Annotated in this window: 17 protein-coding genes; 5 read left to right on the top strand and 12 right to left on the bottom strand. The window is 64.4% G+C overall.

Annotation, left to right across the window (positions count from 1 at the left end; genetic code table 11):
- Positions 1-62: 62 nt before the first annotated feature.
- Entirely contained in the window at positions 63-932 is an 870-nt protein-coding gene (locus AAG612_RS02025) for an N-acetylmuramoyl-L-alanine amidase family protein (protein WP_342506756.1), read from the bottom strand.
- Between the two features lie 482 nt (positions 933-1,414).
- Between AAG612_RS02025 and AAG612_RS02020 the strand changes: the two genes are divergently transcribed.
- Positions 1,415-4,321, top strand: coding sequence for an Rne/Rng family ribonuclease (locus AAG612_RS02020; RefSeq protein ID WP_342506754.1), 2,907 nt, complete (start codon positions 1,415-1,417; stop codon positions 4,319-4,321).
- Between the two features lie 65 nt (positions 4,322-4,386).
- Positions 4,387-5,283, top strand: coding sequence for a haloalkane dehalogenase (locus AAG612_RS02015; protein WP_342506752.1), 897 nt, complete (start codon positions 4,387-4,389; stop codon positions 5,281-5,283).
- Between the two features lie 24 nt (positions 5,284-5,307).
- Here AAG612_RS02015 and AAG612_RS02010 read toward each other — a convergent pair whose 3' ends face one another.
- Complete coding sequence (locus AAG612_RS02010; RefSeq protein WP_342506750.1) at positions 5,308-6,036, bottom strand: SDR family NAD(P)-dependent oxidoreductase; 729 nt, start codon at positions 6,034-6,036, stop codon at positions 5,308-5,310.
- A gap of 230 nt (positions 6,037-6,266) precedes the next feature.
- Here AAG612_RS02010 and AAG612_RS02005 point away from each other — a divergent pair, with 230 nt between their 5' ends.
- Genes AAG612_RS02005 through zapE form a run of 3 tightly spaced genes read left to right on the top strand, consistent with a single transcriptional unit; the run spans position 6,267 to position 8,655 of the window.
- Entirely contained in the window at positions 6,267-7,052 is a 786-nt protein-coding gene (locus tag AAG612_RS02005; protein WP_342506748.1) for a succinate dehydrogenase iron-sulfur subunit, read from the top strand.
- A 2-nt stretch (positions 7,053-7,054) separates the two neighbouring features.
- Positions 7,055-7,540 (top strand): PaaI family thioesterase, encoded by a 486-nt coding sequence (locus AAG612_RS02000; protein ID WP_342506746.1) that lies wholly within the window; start codon positions 7,055-7,057, stop codon positions 7,538-7,540.
- Positions 7,537-8,655, top strand: coding sequence for a cell division protein ZapE (gene zapE / locus AAG612_RS01995; RefSeq protein ID WP_342506744.1), 1,119 nt, complete (start codon positions 7,537-7,539; stop codon positions 8,653-8,655). The genes AAG612_RS02000 and zapE overlap by 4 nt, the downstream gene beginning before the upstream one ends.
- Positions 8,656-8,666: 11 nt before the next feature.
- Here zapE and AAG612_RS01990 read toward each other — a convergent pair whose 3' ends face one another.
- From AAG612_RS01990 to AAG612_RS01945, 10 genes are all read right to left on the bottom strand, one after another.
- Positions 8,667-9,593 carry a crotonase/enoyl-CoA hydratase family protein gene (locus AAG612_RS01990; protein WP_342506742.1) on the bottom strand — a complete coding sequence of 309 codons (927 nt, stop codon included), beginning with the start codon at positions 9,591-9,593 and terminating at the stop codon, positions 8,667-8,669.
- Positions 9,594-9,767: 174 nt separating this feature from the next.
- Positions 9,768-11,666 (bottom strand): XrtA/PEP-CTERM system amidotransferase, encoded by a 1,899-nt coding sequence (locus AAG612_RS01985; RefSeq protein ID WP_342506740.1) that lies wholly within the window; start codon positions 11,664-11,666, stop codon positions 9,768-9,770.
- A gap of 9 nt (positions 11,667-11,675) precedes the next feature.
- A complete protein-coding gene (xrtA, locus tag AAG612_RS01980; RefSeq protein WP_342506738.1) occupies positions 11,676-13,226 on the bottom strand; it encodes an exosortase A in 1,551 nt (516 codons plus the stop codon).
- On the bottom strand, positions 13,216-14,457 hold the full coding sequence (locus tag AAG612_RS01975; RefSeq protein ID WP_342506736.1) for a TIGR03087 family PEP-CTERM/XrtA system glycosyltransferase: 1,242 nt from the start codon (positions 14,455-14,457) through the stop codon (positions 13,216-13,218). The genes xrtA and AAG612_RS01975 overlap by 11 nt, the downstream gene beginning before the upstream one ends.
- Positions 14,457-15,536, bottom strand: a complete 1,080-nt coding sequence (locus AAG612_RS01970; protein ID WP_342506734.1) for a FemAB family XrtA/PEP-CTERM system-associated protein — start codon at positions 15,534-15,536, stop codon at positions 14,457-14,459. The genes AAG612_RS01975 and AAG612_RS01970 overlap by 1 nt, the downstream gene beginning before the upstream one ends.
- Entirely contained in the window at positions 15,533-16,435 is a 903-nt protein-coding gene (locus AAG612_RS01965; protein WP_342506732.1) for an XrtA system polysaccharide deacetylase, read from the bottom strand. Before AAG612_RS01965 ends, AAG612_RS01970 begins: the two co-directional genes overlap by 4 nt.
- Before the next feature lie 2 nt (positions 16,436-16,437).
- Positions 16,438-17,625 (bottom strand): XrtA/PEP-CTERM system-associated ATPase, encoded by a 1,188-nt coding sequence (locus AAG612_RS01960; protein WP_342506730.1) that lies wholly within the window; start codon positions 17,623-17,625, stop codon positions 16,438-16,440.
- 24 nt (positions 17,626-17,649) lie between these two features.
- Positions 17,650-19,446 (bottom strand): preprotein translocase subunit YajC, encoded by a 1,797-nt coding sequence (locus AAG612_RS01955; protein WP_342506728.1) that lies wholly within the window; start codon positions 19,444-19,446, stop codon positions 17,650-17,652.
- 11 nt (positions 19,447-19,457) lie between these two features.
- Complete coding sequence (locus AAG612_RS01950; RefSeq protein ID WP_342506726.1) at positions 19,458-20,546, bottom strand: P-loop NTPase family protein; 1,089 nt, start codon at positions 20,544-20,546, stop codon at positions 19,458-19,460.
- Positions 20,547-20,556: 10 nt separating this feature from the next.
- Positions 20,557-22,071 (bottom strand): XrtA system polysaccharide chain length determinant, encoded by a 1,515-nt coding sequence (locus AAG612_RS01945; protein ID WP_342506724.1) that lies wholly within the window; start codon positions 22,069-22,071, stop codon positions 20,557-20,559.
- Positions 22,072-22,078: the final 7 nt, after the last annotated feature.

The following is a 22,078-nucleotide window of genomic DNA, read 5'->3' as shown; positions in this document are numbered from 1 at the left end:
TGAAGAGAATCGCCATAACCAAAGGTGAACATGCCCGATCCTTTTCGCAAAAATCGCGCGATCTAGGAGACCGACTGGCGGGCGAAGAACACACGGATCGCCTGCGCGACGAACTCGGCAAACTCCTCCTGCCCCTCTGGGGAAGATAGCCGCTCCGCATCCTCGGGATTGGTCAGGAAGCCGACTTCGAACAGCACGGCGGGAACATCGGGCGCGCGCAGCACCGCCAGCGCGGCGGAGCGCTGGGTCTGCGAATGGAAGCGGTGGCGCCCCTGCCCTTCGCGCTCGATCAGTCTCCCGAACTCGCGGCTCGTCTCCTGAACGCGGCGCTGCGAGAGCTCGACGAGAATATCGTTTACCGGATCGCTCTGGTTCTTAACCACCACGCCGTTCAGCAGATCGGCATTGTTCTCGCGATTGGCGAACCGGGCAGCCGCCTCGCTCGATGCCTCGCTCGACAGGGTATAGACGCTCGCGCCGGAAGCCCGGGTATAATCGCCCGCGCTGTCCGCATGCAGCGAGATGAACAGATCGGCATTCAAGCGACGCGCGATTTCGGGGCGTTCCTGCAGGACCAGGAAGGTGTCGTCTTCCCGCGTGAGCGCGACGCGAATACCGCCCTCATCCAGCAATCGCTCCTTCAACTCCAGCGCCAGGGCGAGCACGATGTCCTTCTCTCGCCGCCCTCCCGAAACCGTCCCCGGGTCCTTGCCGCCGTGCCCCGCATCGATCACCACCAGCGGACGCGAATTGTCGGGCGGGCCGTAGATCGTGGGCAGATCGAGCGGCTGGCCAGCCTCGGGCAGCACCAGGCTGATGACATAGTCGCGCCCGAGATGTGGGACCGGCAGGCTCAGGCCGAAGACATACAGCCCACCCACCAGCAGGACCGGTAACAGGAAAATTGCCAGGATCTGAAAGAAGCGCACCATGTAGGCCCGCTGTAAAAGGCCGCGCATCGCCAGCGCAATAGAGTTGCCGCGACTTGCGCACGATGCTAGCCAGATTGGGTCACGAGGCGCGAGGCCCTTGAAAGGACCGTTTTTCCGGTTCTGCAGGCCGCAAGCGATCGGGATATTACATTAGCCACGCGGCGATCCGTTCGCGTGGTGGCATAACAAGATTACAGGTTGATGCGACCAATGCGCACCCCCCGCCCACTCGAAACCGCCAGGTCTCACGACCGCGCGGACGCGTGCGCTGCGGGGGCCGGACAGGTGGTTCACATGTCGGCAGACGTGCGCCTGGTCGCAGACACATACGCTCCCCGCTGGCCCGGCAACCGGCCGACGAGGGATTTCCCATCTCGCCATGGCCGCAGGGCCGGGCAGTTTTTTATCACAGATAACGCGCTTCTCAGCCGACCGCCCGCAACAGGGCAGGGTCGGCGCGCAAGGCGCGTGGAGAAATATCAATGGCACAGCGCATGCTTATCGATGCGCGCCACGCGGAAGAAACCCGTGTGGCGGTCCTCAAGGGCAACCGGATAGAAGAATTCGACTTCGAGTCGGCTGAACACAAACAGATCAAGGGCAACATCTACCTCGCCAAGGTCACGCGGGTAGAACCGTCTCTCCAGGCAGCATTCGTCGATTTCGGCGGCAACCGGCACGGGTTCCTCGCCTTTAGCGAGATTCATCCGGACTATTACCAGATCCCCAAGGAAGATCGCGACGCGCTGCTCGCCGAAGAAGCCGAGGCGGCAGCGGAAGAAGAGCGTCTGCGTTCCGAGGAAGAAGACGCCGGGCACATGCCGGGCGACGAATACGACGCCGAAGACGATGAATCCGCCGAAGCGCTGGCCGAAGACCTCGCCGAAGACGGGCTCGAGGAAATCGACACCTCGGACAAGGACAAGGTCTCCACGATCGAGGAAGGCCACTCGGACGACGATGACGACGACGGTTCCGATGACGATGATGGCGACGAGGAAAGCGCCGACGGCAATGGCCGTCGGCGTGGTCGGGGCGGCCGAAAGGGCCGTGGCGGCCCGCGTCGGCAGGGTTCGGGCAATCGCAGCCGCGCCAAGGAAGTCGACGAGGCCCGCGCACGCCGCCAGGCATTGCGTCGCCGCTACAAGATCCAGGACGTCATCCAGCGCCGTCAGGTGCTGCTCGTCCAGGTCGTGAAAGAAGAGCGCGGCAACAAAGGCGCGGCGCTCACCACCTATCTCAGCCTCGCCGGTCGCTACACCGTGCTGATGCCAAACAGCAGCCACGGCGGTGGCATTTCGCGCAAGATCTCAAGCGCGAGCGACCGCAAGCGGCTCAAGCAGATCGTCGGCGATCTCAAGCTTCCGCGTTCGATGGGCCTGATCGTGCGCACCGCCGGCCTCAGCCGCACAAAGACCGAGATCAAGCGCGATTTCGACTATCTTGCGCGGCTGTGGGACGAGATTCGTGAGCGAACGCTCGGCTCCAGCGCGCCATCGCTGATCCATTCGGACAGCGACCTCATCAAGCGCGCGATCCGCGACATCTATAATCGCGAGATCGAGGAAGTCGTGGTCGAGGGTGAGGACGGCTACAAATCCGCCAAGGCTTTCATGAAGCTGCTGATGCCCAGCCACGCGCGGCGGGTGAAACCTTATTCCGACCCCGTGCCGATGTTCCAGCGCTATGGCGCGGAAGACCAGCTGCGCGCGATGTACGAACCGGTCGTGCAGCTCAAATCGGGTGGCTATCTGGTCATCAACCCGACCGAGGCGCTGGTGTCGATCGACATCAACTCGGGGAGGTCCACCAAGGAGCACGGGATCGAGCAGACCGCGACCGCGACCAATCTGGAAGCGGCCAAGGAAATCGCCCGCCAGCTGCGCCTGCGCGACATGGCTGGTCTGGTCGTGATCGACTTCATCGACATGGATTACAGCTCGAACGTCCGGAAGGTCGAGCGCGCGATGAAGGACGCGCTGAAGAACGATCGCGCGCGCATCCAGGTCGGCCGCATTTCGGGCTTCGGCCTGATGGAAATGAGCCGCCAGCGCCTGCGCACGGGCGTGCTCGAGGCGACGACCCGCGAATGCCCGCATTGCGACGGCACGGGGCTCGTTCGCACCGCGTCCAGCGCCGGTCTTTCCGCGCTGCGCCTGATAGAGGACGAGGCTGCCAAGGGCAAGGGCACCGTCATCACCCTGTCGGCCAGCACCGAAGCGGCGGTCTATCTGCTCAATTCCAAGCGTGCCGAGTTGCAGGAGATCGAGCAGCGTTACGGCGTAACCGTGGAAGTCGTCCCCGAAGGCGAGGACGAAGGCGCGAAGATGAACGTCTCCAGCTCCGGCCCGCGCCCCGCCGAGGCTCCCAAGTTCGAACCGATCGTCATCGAGGAAGATGACGAAGTCGAGGACGAGGCCGACGATAGCGATGATCGGGATGACCGGGACAATTCATCGTCCTCTTCATCCGACGATAATGACTCCGATGACGGCCGTCCGAAGAAGAAACGTCGTCGGCGGCGTGGCGGGCGCGGTCGCAACAAGAACCGTGATGGTGGCGAAAACCAGGATTCGGACGGCGATTCGGACGCATCGTCCGACACTTCCGATCGCCCGGACTCCTCAGATCGCAATAGCGAAAGCGACGATGGCGACGAAAAGCCCCGCAAGCGCCGCAGCCGTGGCGGTCGGGGTCGTCGCAAGAAGCAGGACGATGGCACCCCTTCGGACACGCAACAGGACATCTCCGAGCAGGTCGTAGAAGACATGCCGGTGGTCGCCGGGCCCGAGGATTCGCCGGAGACCGCGGAAGAGGCGTCCGAGGAGAAGCCCGAGGCAACGCCGAAGCCGCGCCGCTCACGCGCCAAGAAGGCCGATCCCAAGCCCGAAGAACAGTCGGGCGACGAGACAGCGGATGCCAAGGCGGACGAAAAGCCCGCGCCCAAGCGTCGCTCGCGTGCCAAGAAAGCCGATGAACCCGCTGCCGAGGATGGCTCGACGGCAGATAGCGCCGAGGAAAAGCCCAAGCCCAAGCCCCGCCGTTCGCGCGCCAAGAAGGCCGACGATGGCGACGCCAAGGCAGACGAGCAGACCGAGAAGGCTGAAAAGGCTCCGGCCAAGAAGCCTGCGGCGCGCACCCGGAAGGCTCCTGCCAAGGCGGCTGCCAAACCTGCCGCCAAGGATCAGCTGACCGACGATATCGCAGTGGTCGCGGGTCCGGAGGATACGCCCACCGATCCGCAGGAAGCGGCCGATCAGTCGGTGGGAAACGCCGGCGCCGACGATAGTGCTGGCGGTGGTAGCGACACCGCTGGTGAGACGGGTGGCGATACCGGCGATGGCAAGCCTCGTCGCGGTGGCTGGTGGCAGCGCACTTTCGGCGCCTGATCGGCACATGATCGACGACGCGTGATGCGCGGCGTGCGGCAGGAATTACTCAAGGACCATCTCGAATGAGCCTCGCCTACCGCACGCCCGATCACCGCTTCACCAACCTGCCCGACTACCCCTTCAAGCCGAACTACTACACGCTGCGCGAAGGGCTGCGGGTGCATTATCTCGACGAGGGGCCGCGTGATGCACCTCCCGTCCTGATGATGCATGGCGAACCGAGCTGGAGCTATCTCTACCGCCACATGATCGGCCCGGTCGTAGAGGCCGGCTACCGCGTGCTCGCGCCCGATCTGATCGGGTTCGGCAAGTCGGACAAGCTTACGAAGACAAGCGAATATTCCTACGCGCTGCACGTCGCGTGGATGCGCGACTGGCTCGACGCAATGAATCTGAAAGACATCGTGCTTGCCTGTCAGGACTGGGGATCGCTGATCGGGCTCCGGCTGGTTGCCGATGCGCCGGACCTTTTCGCGGCTGTTGTGCTCTCCAATGGGGGCCTGCCGGCGGGCGAGCCTGCTCCTTCGGCCTTCAGGAAATGGCGCAGGTTCTCGAAATTCAGCCCGATTTTCCCGATCGGCAAAATCCTCCAGCAGGCGACGGTGCGCGAATTGAGCAAGGCGGAGGTTGCCGCCTACGAAGCGCCCTTCCCTAACCGCAAGAGTAAGGCGGGCGCGCGCATTTTCCCGTCACTTGTGCCGCTGGGCGAGAACGAGGCGGTACCCGATCAGGAACGCGCGTGGAAAAAGCTGCAGGTGTTCGACAAGCCTTTCACCTGCGCATTTTCGAACCGCGACCCGATCACCCGGGGCGGCGATGCGAAGTTTCGCGACCGTGTGCCCGGTGCGAAGGACAACCCGCTGCACCGGAGCCTGAAGGGCCATCACTTCATACAGGAAGACGATCCGGAAGGCTTTGCGGCGGCGATTATCGAAACAGCCAGGCGCGCGGGGGTCTAGGCCCCGCCCTATTTCGGTGGTCGATCAAAATTCCACCCGTTCTCCGGCCCAATCGAACAACCGACCGCTGTCGTCCGGTGTCAGACCGTCGATCACTGCCAGCAGATTGCGTGCGGCTTGCATGGGCGGCGTGAGCTGGCCCTCAGGCAGATTGGCCTGAAACGGCTCGGACAGCGAGGTATCCACAGTGCCGGGATGCAGCGCGACGCAAACCGCCTGCCTGTGCGTGCGGCCCAGCTCGATCGCGTAATTGCGGATCAGCATGTTGAGCGCGGCCTTGCTCGCCCGGTAGGAATGCCAGCCCCCGATCCGGTTGTCGGAAATCGACCCGACCCGCGCGGTTAGCGCAGCGAAAACGCTGCGCCGGTCGCGCGGCAGCAGCGGGAGAAAATGTTTCGCCACCAGCGCCGGGCCGACCGTGTTGAGATACAGAACGCGGGCCATCGCGTCCGGCTCGACCTGCCTGAAACTGCGCTCCGGCCCCACGCCGCCCGACCCGTCTTGCGCGGGCAGAGTAAGCACACCGCTCGCCACGATTACCAGATCGAGAGGTTCGGAACCGGTCGCCTGGGCAGCCGCCGCGATGCTGGCTTCGTTGTCCAGATCGAACCGGACCCACCGGGCCCCCGCCGGCAGCCCTTCGGGCTTGTTGCGCGACGCCGCGAACACGGTCGAGATGCCGCGCTCGAGCAGACCGGCAACCAGCGCGGCCCCGATCCCGCCGGTCGCACCGAAAATGATTGCCCGTTCCACCACCTGTCCTACCCCCGTCCCGGACCCTATGGCGGCCCGGTGATCCTGCAACGCCTTCATATCTTTGTCCCGCTCTATTCGCCACCAGTCGGCGGCGGGCGATTTTGCCCTCAGGACAGTGTGTCAGGTGTGTCAGGCGCCGGCTCGATCGCCAACACGGACTTTAGTGTGCCCTTGCACCTTGCGCCGCAGACGCTAGGTGAAAGCCGAGCAATTTACAGGATTTCCCCATGGCGACCTTCACCCTCCCCAAGAACTCCAAAATCCGCGACAAGGGCGAGGTCCACCCCGCGGCCGAGGGTGCCGGGCGGGTCAAGAAGTTCAAGATCTATCGTTACGATCCCGACAGTGGCGAAAACCCGCGGTATGACCGGTTCGACGTCGATCTCGACGACTGTGGGCCGATGGTTCTCGATGCGCTGTTCAAGATCAAGAACGATGTCGATCCGACGCTGACCTTCCGCCGTTCGTGCCGCGAAGGGATCTGCGGGTCTTGCGCGATGAACATCAACGGATCGAACGCGCTCGCCTGCACCACCGCGATCGAGGATCTGGGCGGCGAAATCCGCATCACGCCGCTGCCGCACATGGAAGTGGTGAAGGACTTGGTCCCCGACTTCACGCATTTCTACGCGCAATATGCCTCGATCCGCCCCTGGCTGCAGACCGTCACCCCGACGCCGAGCGGCAAGGAGCGGCTGCAGAGCCCCGAAGAGCGCGAGCAGCTCGACGGCCTGTACGAGTGCATTTTGTGCGCCTGCTGTTCGACCGCGTGCCCGTCCTACTGGTGGAACAGCGACAAGTTCCTCGGCCCGGCGATCCTGCTGCAGGCCTATCGCTGGCTGGCCGACAGCCGCGACGAGATGACCGGCGAACGGCTCGACCAGCTGGAAGACCCGTATCGGCTCTATCGCTGCCACACGATCATGAACTGCGCGAACGTGTGCCCCAAGGGTCTCAGCCCGGCCAAGGCCATCGCCGAAACCAAGAAGATGATCGCCGAACGCGCTATCTGAGCGTGGTTCGTCCTCATCCGTTTTTCGACTACCGGGAAGTCCCGGGCGGTGACGGCTGGTATAGCTGGAACCCGCATGACAAAACGCGCTTCAACGCGGTCGTCATGGGCGATCTGGTTACCCGTCGCGAGCCTGGCCCCGCGGGCGATGCATGTCGCCTGCGCATGGTGCCGGAGCATCGGCATACCAACCTGCAGGGAATGCTCCACGGCGCGACGATCCTGGGTCTGATCGACATCGCCCTGTTCGCGACCGTCCACGTGCTGGGCGATGGCGAGCCCGGCCCCGCGCTGACGCTGGAGCTTTCGACGCAGTTCGTTGGCGCAGGCGACCCCGAGAAGCCGCTGGATGCCCTATCCGAAATCGTGCGCGAAACGGGCCGTATGGTGTTCGTGCGCGGGCAGGTTGTTCAGGAAGACAGCGTCGTCGCCAGCTATTCGGGCATCATTCGCAAACGAAAGCACTCGGGTAGCGAGCCCTCCTCATGACCGGCGTTCTCGCGCGTTACGAGGAATTGCTCGATGCTGGCGAGCTGCGCGAGGACGCGGATCAGCACGCCGCTGCGGTTGAACTGGATCGGCTGCAATCGGCGTTGGAAAGCGGCGGCGACAAGCCATCGGGCCTGCTCGCCAAGCTGCGCGGCCGCAAGGCAGAGCCGGTACGCGGGATCTACATGTGGGGCGGCGTCGGGCGCGGCAAGAGCATGCTGATGGACCTGTTCTACGAATGCCTCGATATCGAGAAGAAGCGCCGGGTGCACTTCCACGCCTTCATGCTCGAAGTCGATGCGATGATCGCGCAAGAGCGCAAGGCCAAGGCCGAGGGGCCGGTGCGCAGGGTTGCGGCCCGGATCGCGGAGGAGGTGCGCTGTCTCGCCTTCGACGAGATGGTAGTGAACAACACCGCCGATGCGGCGATCATGGCGCGGCTGTTCACTCCGCTGATCGAGGATCACGGTGTGACCATCGTCACCACCAGCAATCGCCCGCCGCACGACCTTTATAAGGACGGCCTCAACCGGTCGCTGTTCTTGCCCTTCATCGAACTGGTCGAACGCAAGCTGGACACGCTCTCGCTCAACGGGCCGACCGATTACCGGATGGAACGCCTCGGCGGGCTGGATAGCTGGCATACGCCGGTGGGCGACGCGGCGACCGAACAGGTGCGCGAAGCATTCTTCCGCCTGACCGATTATGCCCCCGAAGATGCCGAGCATGTGCCAAGCGGGGAACTCGATCTTGGCGGTGGGCGATCACTTCATGTGCCAAAGAGCCTCAAGGGCGTGGCCGTGTTCAGTTTCAAGCGCCTGTGCGGAGAGAACCGGGGCGCGGCCGACTACCTCGCTATCGCACGCGCCTATCATACGGTGATCGTGGTCGCCATTCCGGTGCTGGGGCCGGAAAACCGCAACGAAGCGATCCGCTTCACTAAGCTGATCGACGCGCTGTACGAGAACAAGGTGAAGCTGTTCGCAACCGCCGCTGCCGATCCCGAAGCGCTCTATCCTTCAGGTGACGGCAGTTTCGAGTTCGAACGTACGGTCAGCCGCCTGCGTGAGATGCAGAGTGCCGATTACATGGCCAGCGGCCACGGGGTAGCTTAGGCCGGAACGGTTCAGACCGTGGCGAGGTGTTTGCGCGCAACGAGGCGCTGCTTTTCGGCGAGGCGGGCCATCAGCTTCAAGTCGCGCTCGCTCAGTTTGAGCGCGGTGTCGGCCCAGATCTCGGTGATCTCCGTCAGCTCGGCGAGCGAAAGGTCCCAGCTGCGCTTGATCGCCCGGCGCGAGCCGAGCAGGCCGGCATGACGACGCGTATTCTTCTCGATGAAACGCTGCACCGCAGCCTCGCCCGCGCCGTCGGGCACCACTTCGTGGACCAAACCGATCTCGAGCATCTCGGCGGCGGAGAAGGTCTTGCCCGAGGTTATCAGCCGTTCGGCAGCGACACTGCCGAGTTGACGGCTGAGAAAGGCGTGCGCGCCCATCCCGGGGAACAGACCGAACATGATTTCCGGCAGCCCGAAACTCGCGCTTTGTTCGGCAATGATGAAATCGAAAGAGAGCAGTGCTTCCAGCCCGCCGCCAAGCGCATCGCCCTGCACCATGCCTATGGTCAACACGGGCAAGCCGAGGGTCGCGATATTGCGATGAAGGATGCGGCAGCAGCGATGGCCATAATCGACTAGGGCGTCGCGATTACCGGACTGGATAAGTTCGCGGAAAAGCGCCAGATCGCCGCCATAGCAGAACACGCCGGGCGCGTGGCTGCCAAGCACCAGAAAGCGCAGATCCCGAGGGCTAAAGCTAGCCTCGATCAGGTCCTGCCACGCCTCGAAATCGGCAAGCATCGAGGGCGTGAAGCTTGGGCGCCCCTTGGGTACCATATTGGTCCACAGGGCCTTCGTGTCGGCATCATACTCGACCCGAAGTTCGCGAAGCGCGAACAGCTCGGTCGTGATTGCAGGGGCGTCTTCGACAAGGATGGGATCACCCGCCTCGTCGAGAATTATGTGGCGTTCGAAATTGGTGCTGACCCGGTTCATCGCGACCCCCCGCTGTCTCGACCACGAACATTCAATCATGATCGGACGTGAATCTAACTCTGCGAAGGAGTCTGTCGCAATACTTAATTAACCATAATAGCGGTTTGAGTCATTTTTACGCTGGGTCGAGTCTTATTGTTACCCAAAAGACTCACATCCTGTGACTCGAAAGACTCAGGCCGTGTTACCCAAAAGACTCATGCTGCGATCAAGCATTAGCAGTTGCCACAGCTCGCGGGCGCGATCGCGCCGCCCGGAAATATGGTCTTCTGCCATGCGCGAAAGCGCGTCGGCATCGAACCACCCCGTATCGAGTAGCGTCTCACTGCGTGCGGCAGCGCGGGCTGCATCCTTCAGTTCACCACGGAACCACTGGGCAATCGGCAGAACGAAGCCCTGCTTGGCTCGGTAGAGAATTTCGCCCGGTAGCGTGCCTTCCATCGCCCGCTTCATAGCAAACTTGCCCTCCATGCCCGACACGCGCCGGTTGTGCGGCAGACCCGCAGCGAATTCCACGAGGCGATGGTCGAGAAGGGGTTCGCGCGCTTCGAGGCTGACCGCCATGCTCGTCCGGTCGACCTTGGTCAGGATATCGCCGGGCAACCAGAATTTGAGATCGGCATATTGCGCCCGGTCCAGCCCGTTGCGGGCGGGCGCATTTCGCATCAGGTCGATCAATGGTTGCTCGGCGCGATAGCCGCCGAGTTCACGCGTCATCGCCTTCGAGAAGATCGCCGATCGCGCATCCGGCGCCATGACGCATAGCGCCCGGGCATAGGCCTCATCCCCCGAAAGCGCGAGCGCCCGGAGCGTCGATTTCGCGCGCAGAGGTCGCGGTGCCCAGTCGGCCTTGGGATAAAGCGCGGCTAGCGGCCCGAAGGCGGCTCGCCTGAGCCCTGCAGGCAATGCGCCACGCGCGCGCTCTTCCGCCGCGTGGAAGACATGGCGGCGATAGCCGGCAAAGGCTTCGTCCGCGCCGTCACCCGAGAGCGCTACGGTGACATGTTGTCGAGCGAGCGCGCAGACTTCGACAGTGGGCAGCGCGGACGCATCGGCGAAGGGTTCGTCGAATATGCGCGCAAGCCGGTCGATCCGGTCGAACATCGCGGGGTCGACGATCCGCTCGTGGTGATCGGTCGAAAACTGGCGCGCGATCAGCCGCGCGTGCGCCGTCTCGTCCAGTTCGGCTACGTCGAAGCCGATCGAGCAGGTGGTGACCGGCTGGCTCGCGAGCCCTGCCATCAGCGCGACAACCGTCGAGCTGTCGACCCCGCCGGAAAGGAATGCGCCAATGGGCACGTCGCTGACCATGCGCGAAGAGACTGCGTCGCGCAGCCGCCCCCGGATCGCATCGCCCTCGTCATGCTCGCCAAGGGTATGGCGGTCAGCGAAAGAGATGTCGTACCACTCCACCGGCGCGGATGGAGCCTTGCCGTGTTCGATCAGGCGGTAATGGCCCGCAGGCAGCTTCTCGACCCCGGCGATCATCGACCGGTGATCGGGCACGTAGCCCCACGCGAAAAAGTCCTCGATCGCGAGCGGATCGATGCGACGACCGACTTGAGGATGCGCCAGCAAGCCCTTGAGTTCCGAAGCGAAAGCAAACGTTCCGTCTGGAAGCACCACAGTGAAGAGCGGCTTCACGCCGAACCGGTCGCGGGCGAGGAACAGCTGACGGGTCTGCCGGTCGTAGATCGCAAAGGCGAACATGCCGTCGAGCCGGTGCAGGCACTGCACCCCCCACTCGCGCCACGCGGCAAGAATTACCTCGGTATCGCCCTGAGTCCGAAAGCGATGACCAAGTTCGCCAAGTTCCTCGCGAAGGGCGCGGTAATTGTAGATCTCGCCGTTAAAGACGATGACCGCGCGCCCGTCCGCCGAGTGCATCGGCTGGGGCGAACCCTCGACATCGATGATCGAAAGCCGCCGATGGGAGAGCCCTACGCCGCTATCGGCCCACAGCCCTGCCCCGTCGGGTCCGCGATGGACCATGGCGTCGCGCATACGGGTAAGCACCGAAGCGTCGATTTGCGCCTGCGGATCGCGCGTGAATAGGCCTGCAATGCCGCACATTCGCGTCGCCTAGCGCGATTGCGCCTGCGCGACCAGCGCGGCAGGCCCGCCGGACCGCTCATAGAAGCGTTCGAGGGCATCCGCCGCCGGAGCGTTGGGTCTGTCGGTTGAGGAAAGGATCACCAGCCAGCGCGGCTCCGAGCGCAGCATCAGGCGATCACCCAAGCCCGAAAGCCGCAATCCGATCGCGCTGGACGTAGCCCATCCGCCAGAAACATAGCTGGTCCAGGCAAGCCTGCGGTCGACCCCGGCAGCCAGCAATTCCTCGCCGAACATCGCATCCGGGGCGGTTGTCGGCGCCAACAGTCGCCATGCCGTATTCGGAGGGACCGCGCCCTCGCGCCCTGCGGTGGGATCGGCATCGCCAACATAGGCCGCAAGATAGACATCGACGCTGCGCCCTTGCGCGTCCTCATAGACCGCATGCAAGCGATGGCTCGCCGACGGGCCCAGAGGCTGCCAGCCTCGTGCTTCGGTCGTCTCCGCTACCGCCCAACCTTCGACTTGCGGCACGGCGGGCGCCGGTGGGGTCATGGAGGCATGCGCCAGCCCGGCCCACAGGCCGATCAACAGGATCAGCGCGGTGAGGATTGGCGCCAGCGTGCTCGTCCGTGTGGTCAACCGATCCGCTGCGGCAACCAGAGGATGTTCGGCAAGGGCGGCTGAACCAAGCGCCTCAGACTGCGGATCGCGGTCGAACCAGCGCCACGCCAGCGCCATTACCAGCGCAACGACGATGGCGAAGAAGACCCAGCCATAGATGATGTGGTCGACGCCGCCCGCCCGCTCGATCCCGATCACCTGTGCGATCGCGATCGTGCCCCATGCGCGGACCCCGTTGGCGAGGATTGGGACGACGACGCACAGCGCCAGCAGCGCGATCCGGCGCGGCCATCGCTCCATTCCCAGCTTGGCTGCGAGAACGCCGAGCGTCACCATCGCGACCACGAACTGAACTCCGGCACAGGCTTCCGCGACCTCGAACAGACCGGCAGGGGTATCAATGAACACGCCGTCGATCTCGGCTCGAATGCCGCTCAGGTGGGTCAGTGCAATGGTCATCTCCGCCGTTAGCATCTGCAGCGGCACGACAATCTCTTCACCGAACGGCACGAGAAAGGCCGCGAAGGCGAGTGGGAATAGCAGAACCGCCCCAACCCGCGGCCCGAGCAGCGTCAGCGTAGCGCTTTGCAGAATCAGCACAGCGCCCGCCTGCGCGAACAGATCGAGCGAGGTCAGCGATCCGGCGAGCCAGACCGCCAGCGCGCCAGCGACAATCACGAGCCCCGGCCACCATGCTTGTGGATTGAGCCGCGCGAGAACCTCGCGCCTGCTCCAGACCAGCCAGACGATGATCGGCGGCACGAACAGGATGTGCTGATAGGTCGACATGGTCCACCACTGGCGCGCCATGTCGATCCACTGCGGTGCGGTGAGGACGAAGGCGGCAGCCCACACCAGCGCAAGCCAGCCGAGCGCACGTGCCCATGCAGCGGGCAACCGATGAAGCAAGGCCGCAACGGCGGCCGAGCGATTCTGGCGAATGATCTCAGGCGGCATCGCGCACCGGGCCGGAAACCTCTAGTGGCTGTCCGTGTGGCGGACGCAGCAGATCGCCCAGCCCGGCCAGCATCGCAGGCCAGCTCTGCTTGTCGAGCACGAATGCTCGCGCGGCCTTGCCCATTGCATCGGCTTTCGAGCGATCCTCGAACAGCGCGAGCGCACGCCCGATCATCATCCGGTCGCCCTCGGCGATAGTGAATTGCACGCCATCCTCGGCGTCGATCCCGGTCGCAGCTTCGGGCGAAAGCAGCACCGGCTTGGCCATCGCCATGGCCTCCAGCACCTTGTTCTGAATACCGCGCGCGATGGTGAGGGGCGCAGCCACAAGGTCCGCTTCGGCGATAAATGGCCTTACGTCGGAAACTTCGCCCCATACGGTCACGCCGTCCTGTCGGCCAAGCGCCTTTACCGCGGCGGTCGGCGCGCGGCCCACGATGTGGAACTCGGCGCTGGCTCGGCGCTTGCGGATGGCGGGCAGGATGCGATCCACCATGCGCACCACGGCCGCAATATTGGGCGCGTAATCCATCTGCCCGGTGAACACGATGTTCGGGCCCGGCCCGTATAGCGTGGGTTGCGGCGGCACCGCATCGGGGGCGAAAAACTGCGCATCGATCCCGTTGCGCATCACCTGCAGGTCGATCTGGTGCATGCTCGTGACCCGGGTGCGAAACAGGTTCGCTTCGTTCTCGCTGATCAGCAGCGTGGTATCGGCAGCACGGGCAAAGCGCTCCTCCTCCGCACGCAGCATGCGCCCTTCGCGCGCATGAACCCACGCCTTGGGGCCATGGCCGACATCGCCGTAAGCATCGAATTTGGCGCTATCGACGTCGCACAGGTCGAGGATGGTGCGCCCCGGGAAGTGCGGGGGCACATATTGCGCCATCTGCCCGGAGAAAACGTAGATTGCGTCGATCGGGCGATAATTGAGCACCTGATCCACCCACTCGCGCAAGCCTGCATGTGCAAAGGCAGCGAGGCTGACGGGCTGACCGCGCATCATGGCCTCGGCTGCGGCAAGCAGATCTGGCTTGCGGCTCGGAACGAGGTAATGGCTGGCCGCGATCCCGGTAAGAAACTGATCGCCATAACCCGACGCGTCGTTGAACGTGCCGACATGGACCGGCCCAAGCGCAGCGAGCGCTCGCAACACGTGGTGCGAACGGATCTTGTCACCGCGATCGGGCGGAAACGGCACGCGGTGCGCGAGGAAAAGGGTTTCACCCATTACGCGAGGCCCCTTGCGATCGGCGGCCCGATCCGGTTGGCCACCGATAGCGGCAGCTTTTTCCAGAGTTCGATCTTGCGCGCATAGGCATCGCTGGTCGGGTCGACATCGCGGGCTTGCGCGCCCGGCGCGGTCCAGCGCGAATAGGCGAGCGGCAGAGGCTCGAAGCCCCAGTTCTTCTTGTAGTTGAATGGCCCACTGCCGGTCTTCGAACGCCCGAAATCGAAGCGCGTACAGCCCTTGGCACTGCGCGCATGGCACATCAGAGCATAGTACATCCGCTCGTTCGCGCGGGTTTCGCGGGCACGCCACACACCCCCGCCCCAGAAGGGATAGGCGGTATCCGCGTGGTAGAGCGTCAGCACGCTGGCGACCGGCTCCGGGCCATCGAACACGGTGACAATATCCGCCCGGCCCCCGAACATATCGAGCACCGCATCGAACAGGGCGCGAGGGAATACGGGCGTGCCGAGATTGTGGACGCTTGCGGCGTAGCACGCGTAATGGACGCAGCGATCGCTCTCCGCGCTGCCGATCGCAACCGACAGGTCGTTTTTCAGGCTCTTGCGGATTTCGGCACGCTGCTTGCGCGGGACGGCGAGCAGTTGCGCCTCGTCGTCTTCGGCCAGATCGCGCACGAAGCCGCAATGCTTGCCGGTGATCTCCTGCCAACCGACAGGGGTCGCCCCGCCGCGCAGTTCGACCTCGTTGCAGGAGCGGCGCAATGCAAGTTCGGCGGCGGCGCGTGCTAGTGGGGATGCGACGCCCGGTTCGGCGGCAAGAATTCCCCCGTCGACGGCGAACCCGCTCGACACGAGCGCGCGGCCGAAGAGCGGCGAATGGACCAGCGTCAGAGGGAGCCAGCCAACGATCCGCCCGGCGCGCTGCGCGATAAGCCCGCATGCCCGCTGGCCGGTGCCGCGCTCGGCCGCGACCAGCCATTCGGGCAAGTGGAACGGGCTGCCCGCCTGCTCTTGCACGAATTGCGAGATACGCCGCGCCTGAGGGTCGTCATGCACGTCGGCGAGCGTTACGATTGCGTCGTTTTCGAAATGGTCGGGGGCGAAGGGCGCGTTCATGCCGCCTCCCTCAATTGCGAATTCAATGCCGTTTGCGCAATCGCATCCACCCGTCCCCAATCGAAGTCGCGCAGCAGATGTTCGAGCTTGCCCTCCATCGCGGAGAGGTTTGTGTAGTGACGCAGGCGAGAGCGCATCGGTGCGCCCGCAGCGCGCGGCTGGTCGGGGTCGACCTCCCACGGGTGGAAATAGAAGATTGCGGGCTCGCGAGCGTCGCGGTTGACCTGCGCGATGGCCCATTTCGAAAATGCATAAGGGAGCGTGCGGAAGAAGCCGCCACCGCCAGCGGCCAGCCGCCGTCCCCGGAAGACAGCGGTCGTCACGGGCAACTCGACCAGGTCGGCGCCATCGACCGGGCGGAACGCGAACCGCGGTGCCTCGCGCCAGCCGTAATGGTCATGCGCGATCGGCGCGACGCTGGACGAATAGGCATAGCCCTGCCTGGCAAGTTCCTCGTGCGCCCACGGATTGCGCGCATCGATGGAAAAGCTCGGCGCGCGATAGCCGGTCACCGACACGCCACCCGCGTCTTCCAGAATCGCGCGCGATTTCCGTAGGTCTTCGGCGAAGGCAGCGCGATCCATGGTGAATACTCGCTGGTGATCGTAGCCGTGGCTGGCGAGTTCATGGCCCGCTTCGGCAATCTGGCGGATCGTGTGCGGCACCCGCTCAGCAATCCAGCCAAGCGTGAAGAATGTCGCCTTGACGCCCGCCCGATCGAACAGCGCCAAGATGCACTCCACATTGCGTTTGACGCGCAGCTCGCAGCGATCCCAATCGTCCCGTGCGATCGTGTTCTCGAACGCGCCGACCTGGAACCAGTCCTCGACATCGACCGACATGCCGTTGACGATCGGTCGCTCGGGTGGCTGCGGCAGGGAGGCGGGCGCGAGATCCATGCTCAGGCGGCCCGGCTTTCGTTGGCGCGCCCTTCCTTGTCGAGCCATTCGATCAGCAGCTGAAGCAGGTAACGCACGCTCTGCTCCTGCTCTTCGAGCCGCTTTTCAAGCGCAGCGACGCGGTCTTTCAGATCGCCTTCGGTGCGCGGGCTGCCCTCGATAGCGCGCGTGAGCGTGGCGATCGCGGATCGCAACTCATCCATCTCGAGCGTCGATTGCGGTTGCGGAGAAGGATGCTCCGATGCGCGCGGCGCGGGGGCAGGAGCTGACGAAGGCTCTGGTGACGGCGACGTTGACTGCGTTGGCGCTGGAGCGGGCGATTGCGCACTGGCAGAAGCGCTTGCCAATGGGCGCTTCTCCTCCGCCTTTTCGGCCCGGCTGTCGCGCGCCATCTCCTCGATCACGTCGGTCAGCATCGCGCAGTCGATCTTGCTGCGCTGTTCCACCGCGCCCATCAGCAGCAGGCGTGTGGCGATCTGATTGACGCGGCGCGGAATCCCGCCGCTCGCCTCGTGGATTGCCGGGAAAATCTTTGGATCGAACGAAGGATAACCCTTCCAGTTCACCAGCGAGAGGCGGTGTTCGATATAGGGCGCAACCTCCTGCACCTCCATCGGGGTGAGGTGGTACGCGGCAATCACACGCTGGCGCAGCTGCTCCAGCCGATCGTGCCGGGCAAGCGTCTGCTTGAATTCGGGCTGGCCGAGCAAGAGCTGCTGGAGCAGCGGGTGCGAACCGAGCTGGAAATTGCTCATCATGCGAAGCTCTTCGAGCGCTTCGAAGCTGAGGTTCTGCGCTTCGTCCACCACCAGCAGGCAGCGGCGGCCATCGCGTGCTTCCTCGTGCAGAAAGGCTTCGATCGCGCCCAGCGCGCTCGCCTTGTCCTGCCCTGCGACATCAAGGCCAAAGCTTTGCGCCACAAGATGCACCAGTTCCGAACCGTCGAGATTGCTGGTGACGACCTGGCCCACGGTCATCTGGTTCGGGTCCACCTTCTTCATCAGGTGCGCGACCATGGTCGATTTGCCCGACCCGATCTCCCCGGTGATGACGATGAAGCCCTCGCCCTGCGCCATCCCGTAACCGAGATAGCTCAGCGCCTTTCGATGCGTAATGCTCTCGAAATAGAATGTCGGGTCCGGCGTCAGCTGGAATGGACGGCCCGAGAACCCATAATATTGGTCGAACATGATCTTGTGCGGTTCCCTGGGTAATCAGAAGTCGTAACGCACGCCCACAAGGGCCGATGCGTTGGTTTCGTCGAAGTCCACGGCGTCGATGCGGTCAACCGACAGCGCCGCGCGCGCGGAAAGGTTGCGGAACAGCGACCGGCTGTAGGCCGCCGAAGCGCCCAGCAGCAGGGCATCGTTCAAATCGCTGCCGCCCTGGTCGAGATAGCTGGCATAGCCGTTCAGGTTGACCGACGAGAGCGCATCGAGCGAGATCCCCATGCCGAGATTGGCGTAATAGCTCTCGTCCACCGCGCCGTTTCCTGCGGCAAGCGCAGTTCCTTCCGCACCGAAGAAGGTGCGGCGGTCGTAGCCAATGGCCATGCCGGTGGAGAGCCGACCGCGGCTGGTCGAATAGGCAAGCTGGGCACCGCGATTGCGGAACACCGCGCCGCGCACCGAAGACAACGCACCACCCAGGCAATTGGCGGAACTCTCTTCCCCCGTGCCGGTGACGCAGCCGGTAAAGTCGCCCGTCAGCCCGTTGCGCGAGGCAACGAAACCGCTCGGCAGATTGGCGAGCCCGTTGGTGATCGTGCCGCCGAAGCCGCTAACCGAGTCATAGACCGAGGCGTTAAACGAAGAGCGCGAGGACGGTTGCCATGCGAAGCTGCCGTAATAGGTATCGCTATCGTAGCGACGGCCGTAATGCGCTTCGAGCTGCGTGCGGCGCGAGGGCTTCCACACGACGCCCACGTCCCAGATCAGGCCTTCGGTTTCGAAGGCGATCCGGCGCGGGCTGTTCTCGTCGGTCTGGAACCGTCCGTCGGAGCCGATGATCGGATCGCCGTCGTCGTCGCGAAGCACGTCGCGGTTGGAAATCTCGACATATTCGTATCCGACCCCGCCGACCACCGCGAAGCCCTGACCGATCGGCAAGGTCACATCTCCGCGCGCATAGAAATCGCGCACACGCTGATCGGAGTTCGAGACCTCTTCCTGATAGGCTCCGCCGCCCACGGCGACCCCTACCGGCAGGACCGCTCCCGGAGCCACACCCACGCGCGCACTGGCGGAGTGCACATAACTTTCCGCCGCAACATCGATCGGAGTGACGGTGTCGTCGATGACGCCGAGACCCGGCTCCTCCACCCGGCTGTATCCGAAGCGGTAGTTCGCCGAGACATCGGCGGCTCCGACGCGGCGTGAGAAGGTCGGCCCGGCATAGATGCCATAGGTCCGCGCTTCGTTTTCGTCGTCGATCGGCTGACCACTGGCGAGCACCGTTCCGCCACCGCCGCTCGCGCGGCTGCGCGCAGCGAGGCCGCCGGCTTCAACCGAGAGGCCCGGCGCGAGCGCGACATAGCCGCGCGCGATGCCCGAGACGCTGTCGCTATCAGCCACTTCGTCGCCATAGCTGATCACCCGGTCGTAGCGTAACGAAACCGAGCCGCCGCCGCGATGCCCCTGAACCGATGCGTCGACCCCGGCGGCAACCTGCCCGTAAAAGTCGGTGTCGCTCCCCGGGCGAATCTCCTGCGTGACGACCTGGTTCGCCTCGATATAGGGGGTTACCCGCAGGCGCTGGCGTGTGGGCGCGCCGCTGGGACCGGAATCGCCGCCATCGCTGGCCTCATCGCCATATGGGTCGCCATAGCCGCCGGAATACCCGTCATTGCCGGAGGCCGGGGCGGGTGCGCCCTGCCCTTGCGAACTACGCCCGCTGCTGGACGTGACCTCGTCATCGCTCCAGCCGTACTGGGCGAACGCGGGTGCGAGCCCAAAAGCGCAGGTGGCAAGCAACGCGGACAACGTTACGGCAAATCGAGACGGGCGGGTCATGGCGGAAATCCTCATCCGTAATAGCTCCCGAAGCGGCGACCGCTGGGGCTGAAATTTGCGCCGTTGAGTACGAGCTTGATGTCCGGGCAGGCTGCCAGCAGCTGGGCTGCATCTTCCAGCGCGCTCTTCCCGGTGCGATCCGCGCGCGCGACCAGGATCGTCTGACCGACATGCTTGGCGAGTTCGGCAGCCGGCGACGCGGCAAGCGCGGGCGGACTGTCGATCAGCACGATGCGGTTGGGCGCCTGGGCTGTCAGGCGTTCGAAAGTCTCGCCGGTCCTGCGGCTGGCAAGCGCTTCGCTTGCATGATTACCCTGCCGCCCGGGCGGCAGCAGCCAAAGGCCCTTGATATCGGTCTTCAGAACAAGCTCTTCCACCGCCAGTACGTCATCTGAGAGCACATCCATCAAGCCCGGACGTTCGGGCAGGCCAAACAGCTCTTTGAGCGATGGGTTCGCGATATCGGCGTCGATCAGCACCACCTCGACATCGCGCTCGGCGGCCAGCGACAATGCGAGATTGACCGAGCAGAAGGTCTTGCCCTCGTTCTGATGGGGTGAGGTGAAGAGGATCCGGCGCGACAGCCCCGAAGCCTCGCCTCGCATCGTTTCGAGCACCTGCCGCTTCACAATGCGGAATTCCTCCGCCAGCGCGGATGATTGCCCATGCGGATCGATGAAGCCGCGTTCGCGCAGCCGGTTGAAGTCGATCTCCACCGCTTCACCGGAGAGCGCAATCGCGTTTGCGTTTCCTTCGATCACCGCAGGCGGTGCGGGGCGCTGCGGCGCAGCGATCGGGAGTTGCGCCTTTTCGACCGGCTGTTCCACCGACACATCGAACTGCGCGGGTTCCGGCGAAGGTGCGGGGTCCGGCTTTTCCGCAGGACCTGGCGACGGTTTCGTTTCGTCGGCCGATTGGCGCAACGGCCGTGCCCGTTTCATCGGTACGTCGTCGAAGCTGCGCGGCATTGGCGCCGCGCCCAGATTGCTCAGGCCGAAGGCACCGCTGGCGCGCTCCAGCAGCGAGCTGCGATCCCGATCCGCGTCATTTCGGTCGGCGTCATCCCCGTGGGGCGGCTTGATGGGGCGATGTTCGGTCATGTCTGCCTCCTCAAGCCACTATCTGGCCGACCTGGACGAATTCGATCCCGAGCAGGACCACGAGCAGCCCGGCAAGCGCGCCACTGCTCGCATAAAACAGACGCAGCTGACGGTTTTCGGCAGCCTGGCGCGCCGGCGGAACGACCCGGGTGATCGTCCCGATCACCTGCAGGCCCAGCGCCTTTTTTAGTCCCGCGGCAGTCGAGAACGTGGATTGCAGCATGGTCAGCGCGATGACCGTGCCCAGCCCGGCTCCGATCCCCAGAATCGCGACCGCGATCAGCAGCAGCGGGCGGTTGGGCGCAGCGGGACGGGTCGATACGCCAGGTGCATCGATCACATCGAAACGGAACGAGCTGCGCTCGCTCTCAACCTGGCTGCGCAGTTCCAGCTCTTCGCGGTCCTGCAGCAGTTCGTCGTACTTGTTCTTGAGCACCTCGTAATCGCGCCCGATCCGCTTCGCTTCGGCGGCCAGCGCAGGTTCGCTCGCCTGATCGGCGATCGACATGGAAAGGTCGGCCTGCAACGCAGCCTTGCGCGCAAGCAGCGCCTGCACATTCGCCTGCCGGTCCGCACGGATCGAAACCAGCGCGCTGTAAGCCGGGTTGGGCGTACCGCGTGCATCACCTCCGGAACCGCCCATTTCACGGATGAGCTGGAGCTGCCGCAAAGCGGTCTGCATATCGGGATGATTGTTCTTCAGACCGCGCGCGCGCAGCTGCGCCACTTGCGTTTCCGCCTGTTCGAGCGAGCTACTGCCGCCCCCGGCGCCGCCCGGCAGCGTCTTCGGGGTCCCCGCCAACTGTCCGGTGATCTGCGCAAGCGCGCTCTGCGCCGCCGCGAGGTCCGCTTCGACCCCGCGAATCTCGGCGCGTGCGTTCTGCAAGCGTGAGGAGATTGCCGCCGAACCGCCGATCAGTTCGGGATGCTCGGCCTCGAACGCGGTACGCCGCGCTTCGGCCTGTTCCAGCTCCGCTGCGCGCTGGTCCAGTTGCTGGTCGAGCAGCGCCACCGCTTCGTTGACCTCGCCGCGTGCACCGGCGACATTCTCGTCGTAAAACGTCTCCAACAGCTTGTTGACCACGTCCTGCGCCAGCTCCGCATTCTCGCGGTCGCTGAGGTTGGCGTGGCTCATCTGCGCGGTGATCTCGAAGAGGCTTTCCTCCTCGCTCTTGACCTTCACGTTCTGGGCCAGGCTGCCGATCGCGCTTTCCATGCCGCGCGGGGTGGTTATGCCCTCGCCAAGCCGGGTCGATTCAACCACCCGGCCAAGCGTCGAGGCGCTCGTCAAACGTTGGCGAACCTTCGCGATGTCGGTCTTGTCGCTACCCGCAATGCCGATCTGCTTGGACAGCAGATCGTCGAGCTGCACGAAGATCTTCGCGTGGCTCTCGTAGGTGTTGGGAATCGTGGCGACAAACAGCCAGCCCGCCAGGCACACGGCCCAGGCAATGCCCAGCGCCAGCCATTTGCGGCTCCAGGCGGAATAGAGCGCTGCGCGCACTTCGTCGAAAAGTTCGTTCACTTGCGGC

The sequence above is a fragment of the Citromicrobium bathyomarinum genome, from assembly GCF_038594605.1.
Taxonomy (GTDB): Bacteria; Pseudomonadota; Alphaproteobacteria; order Sphingomonadales; family Sphingomonadaceae; genus Alteriqipengyuania; species Alteriqipengyuania bathyomarina_B.
Note: the sequence above shows the minus strand (reverse complement) of the source record. Positions and strands in the feature narration are given on the sequence as shown.

Excerpts from the sequence above, each read along its gene's own strand:
- AAG612_RS02025 (WP_342506756.1), bottom strand. The coding sequence starts at position 932 with ATGGTGCGCTTCTTTCAGATCCTGGCAATTTTCCTGTTACCGGTCCTG.
- AAG612_RS02020 (WP_342506754.1), top strand. The coding sequence starts at position 1,415 with ATGGCACAGCGCATGCTTATCGATGCGCGCCACGCGGAAGAAACCCGT.
- AAG612_RS02015 (WP_342506752.1), top strand. The coding sequence starts at position 4,387 with ATGAGCCTCGCCTACCGCACGCCCGATCACCGCTTCACCAACCTGCCC.
- AAG612_RS02005 (WP_342506748.1), top strand. The coding sequence starts at position 6,267 with ATGGCGACCTTCACCCTCCCCAAGAACTCCAAAATCCGCGACAAGGGC.
- zapE (WP_342506744.1), top strand. The coding sequence starts at position 7,537 with ATGACCGGCGTTCTCGCGCGTTACGAGGAATTGCTCGATGCTGGCGAG.
- AAG612_RS01990 (WP_342506742.1), bottom strand. The coding sequence starts at position 9,593 with ATGAACCGGGTCAGCACCAATTTCGAACGCCACATAATTCTCGACGAG.
- AAG612_RS01985 (WP_342506740.1), bottom strand. The coding sequence starts at position 11,666 with ATGTGCGGCATTGCAGGCCTATTCACGCGCGATCCGCAGGCGCAAATC.
- xrtA (WP_342506738.1), bottom strand. The coding sequence starts at position 13,226 with ATGCCGCCTGAGATCATTCGCCAGAATCGCTCGGCCGCCGTTGCGGCC.
- AAG612_RS01975 (WP_342506736.1), bottom strand. The coding sequence starts at position 14,457 with ATGGGTGAAACCCTTTTCCTCGCGCACCGCGTGCCGTTTCCGCCCGAT.
- AAG612_RS01970 (WP_342506734.1), bottom strand. The coding sequence starts at position 15,536 with ATGAACGCGCCCTTCGCCCCCGACCATTTCGAAAACGACGCAATCGTA.
- AAG612_RS01965 (WP_342506732.1), bottom strand. The coding sequence starts at position 16,435 with ATGGATCTCGCGCCCGCCTCCCTGCCGCAGCCACCCGAGCGACCGATC.
- AAG612_RS01960 (WP_342506730.1), bottom strand. The coding sequence starts at position 17,625 with ATGTTCGACCAATATTATGGGTTCTCGGGCCGTCCATTCCAGCTGACG.
- AAG612_RS01955 (WP_342506728.1), bottom strand. The coding sequence starts at position 19,446 with ATGACCCGCCCGTCTCGATTTGCCGTAACGTTGTCCGCGTTGCTTGCC.
- AAG612_RS01950 (WP_342506726.1), bottom strand. The coding sequence starts at position 20,546 with ATGACCGAACATCGCCCCATCAAGCCGCCCCACGGGGATGACGCCGAC.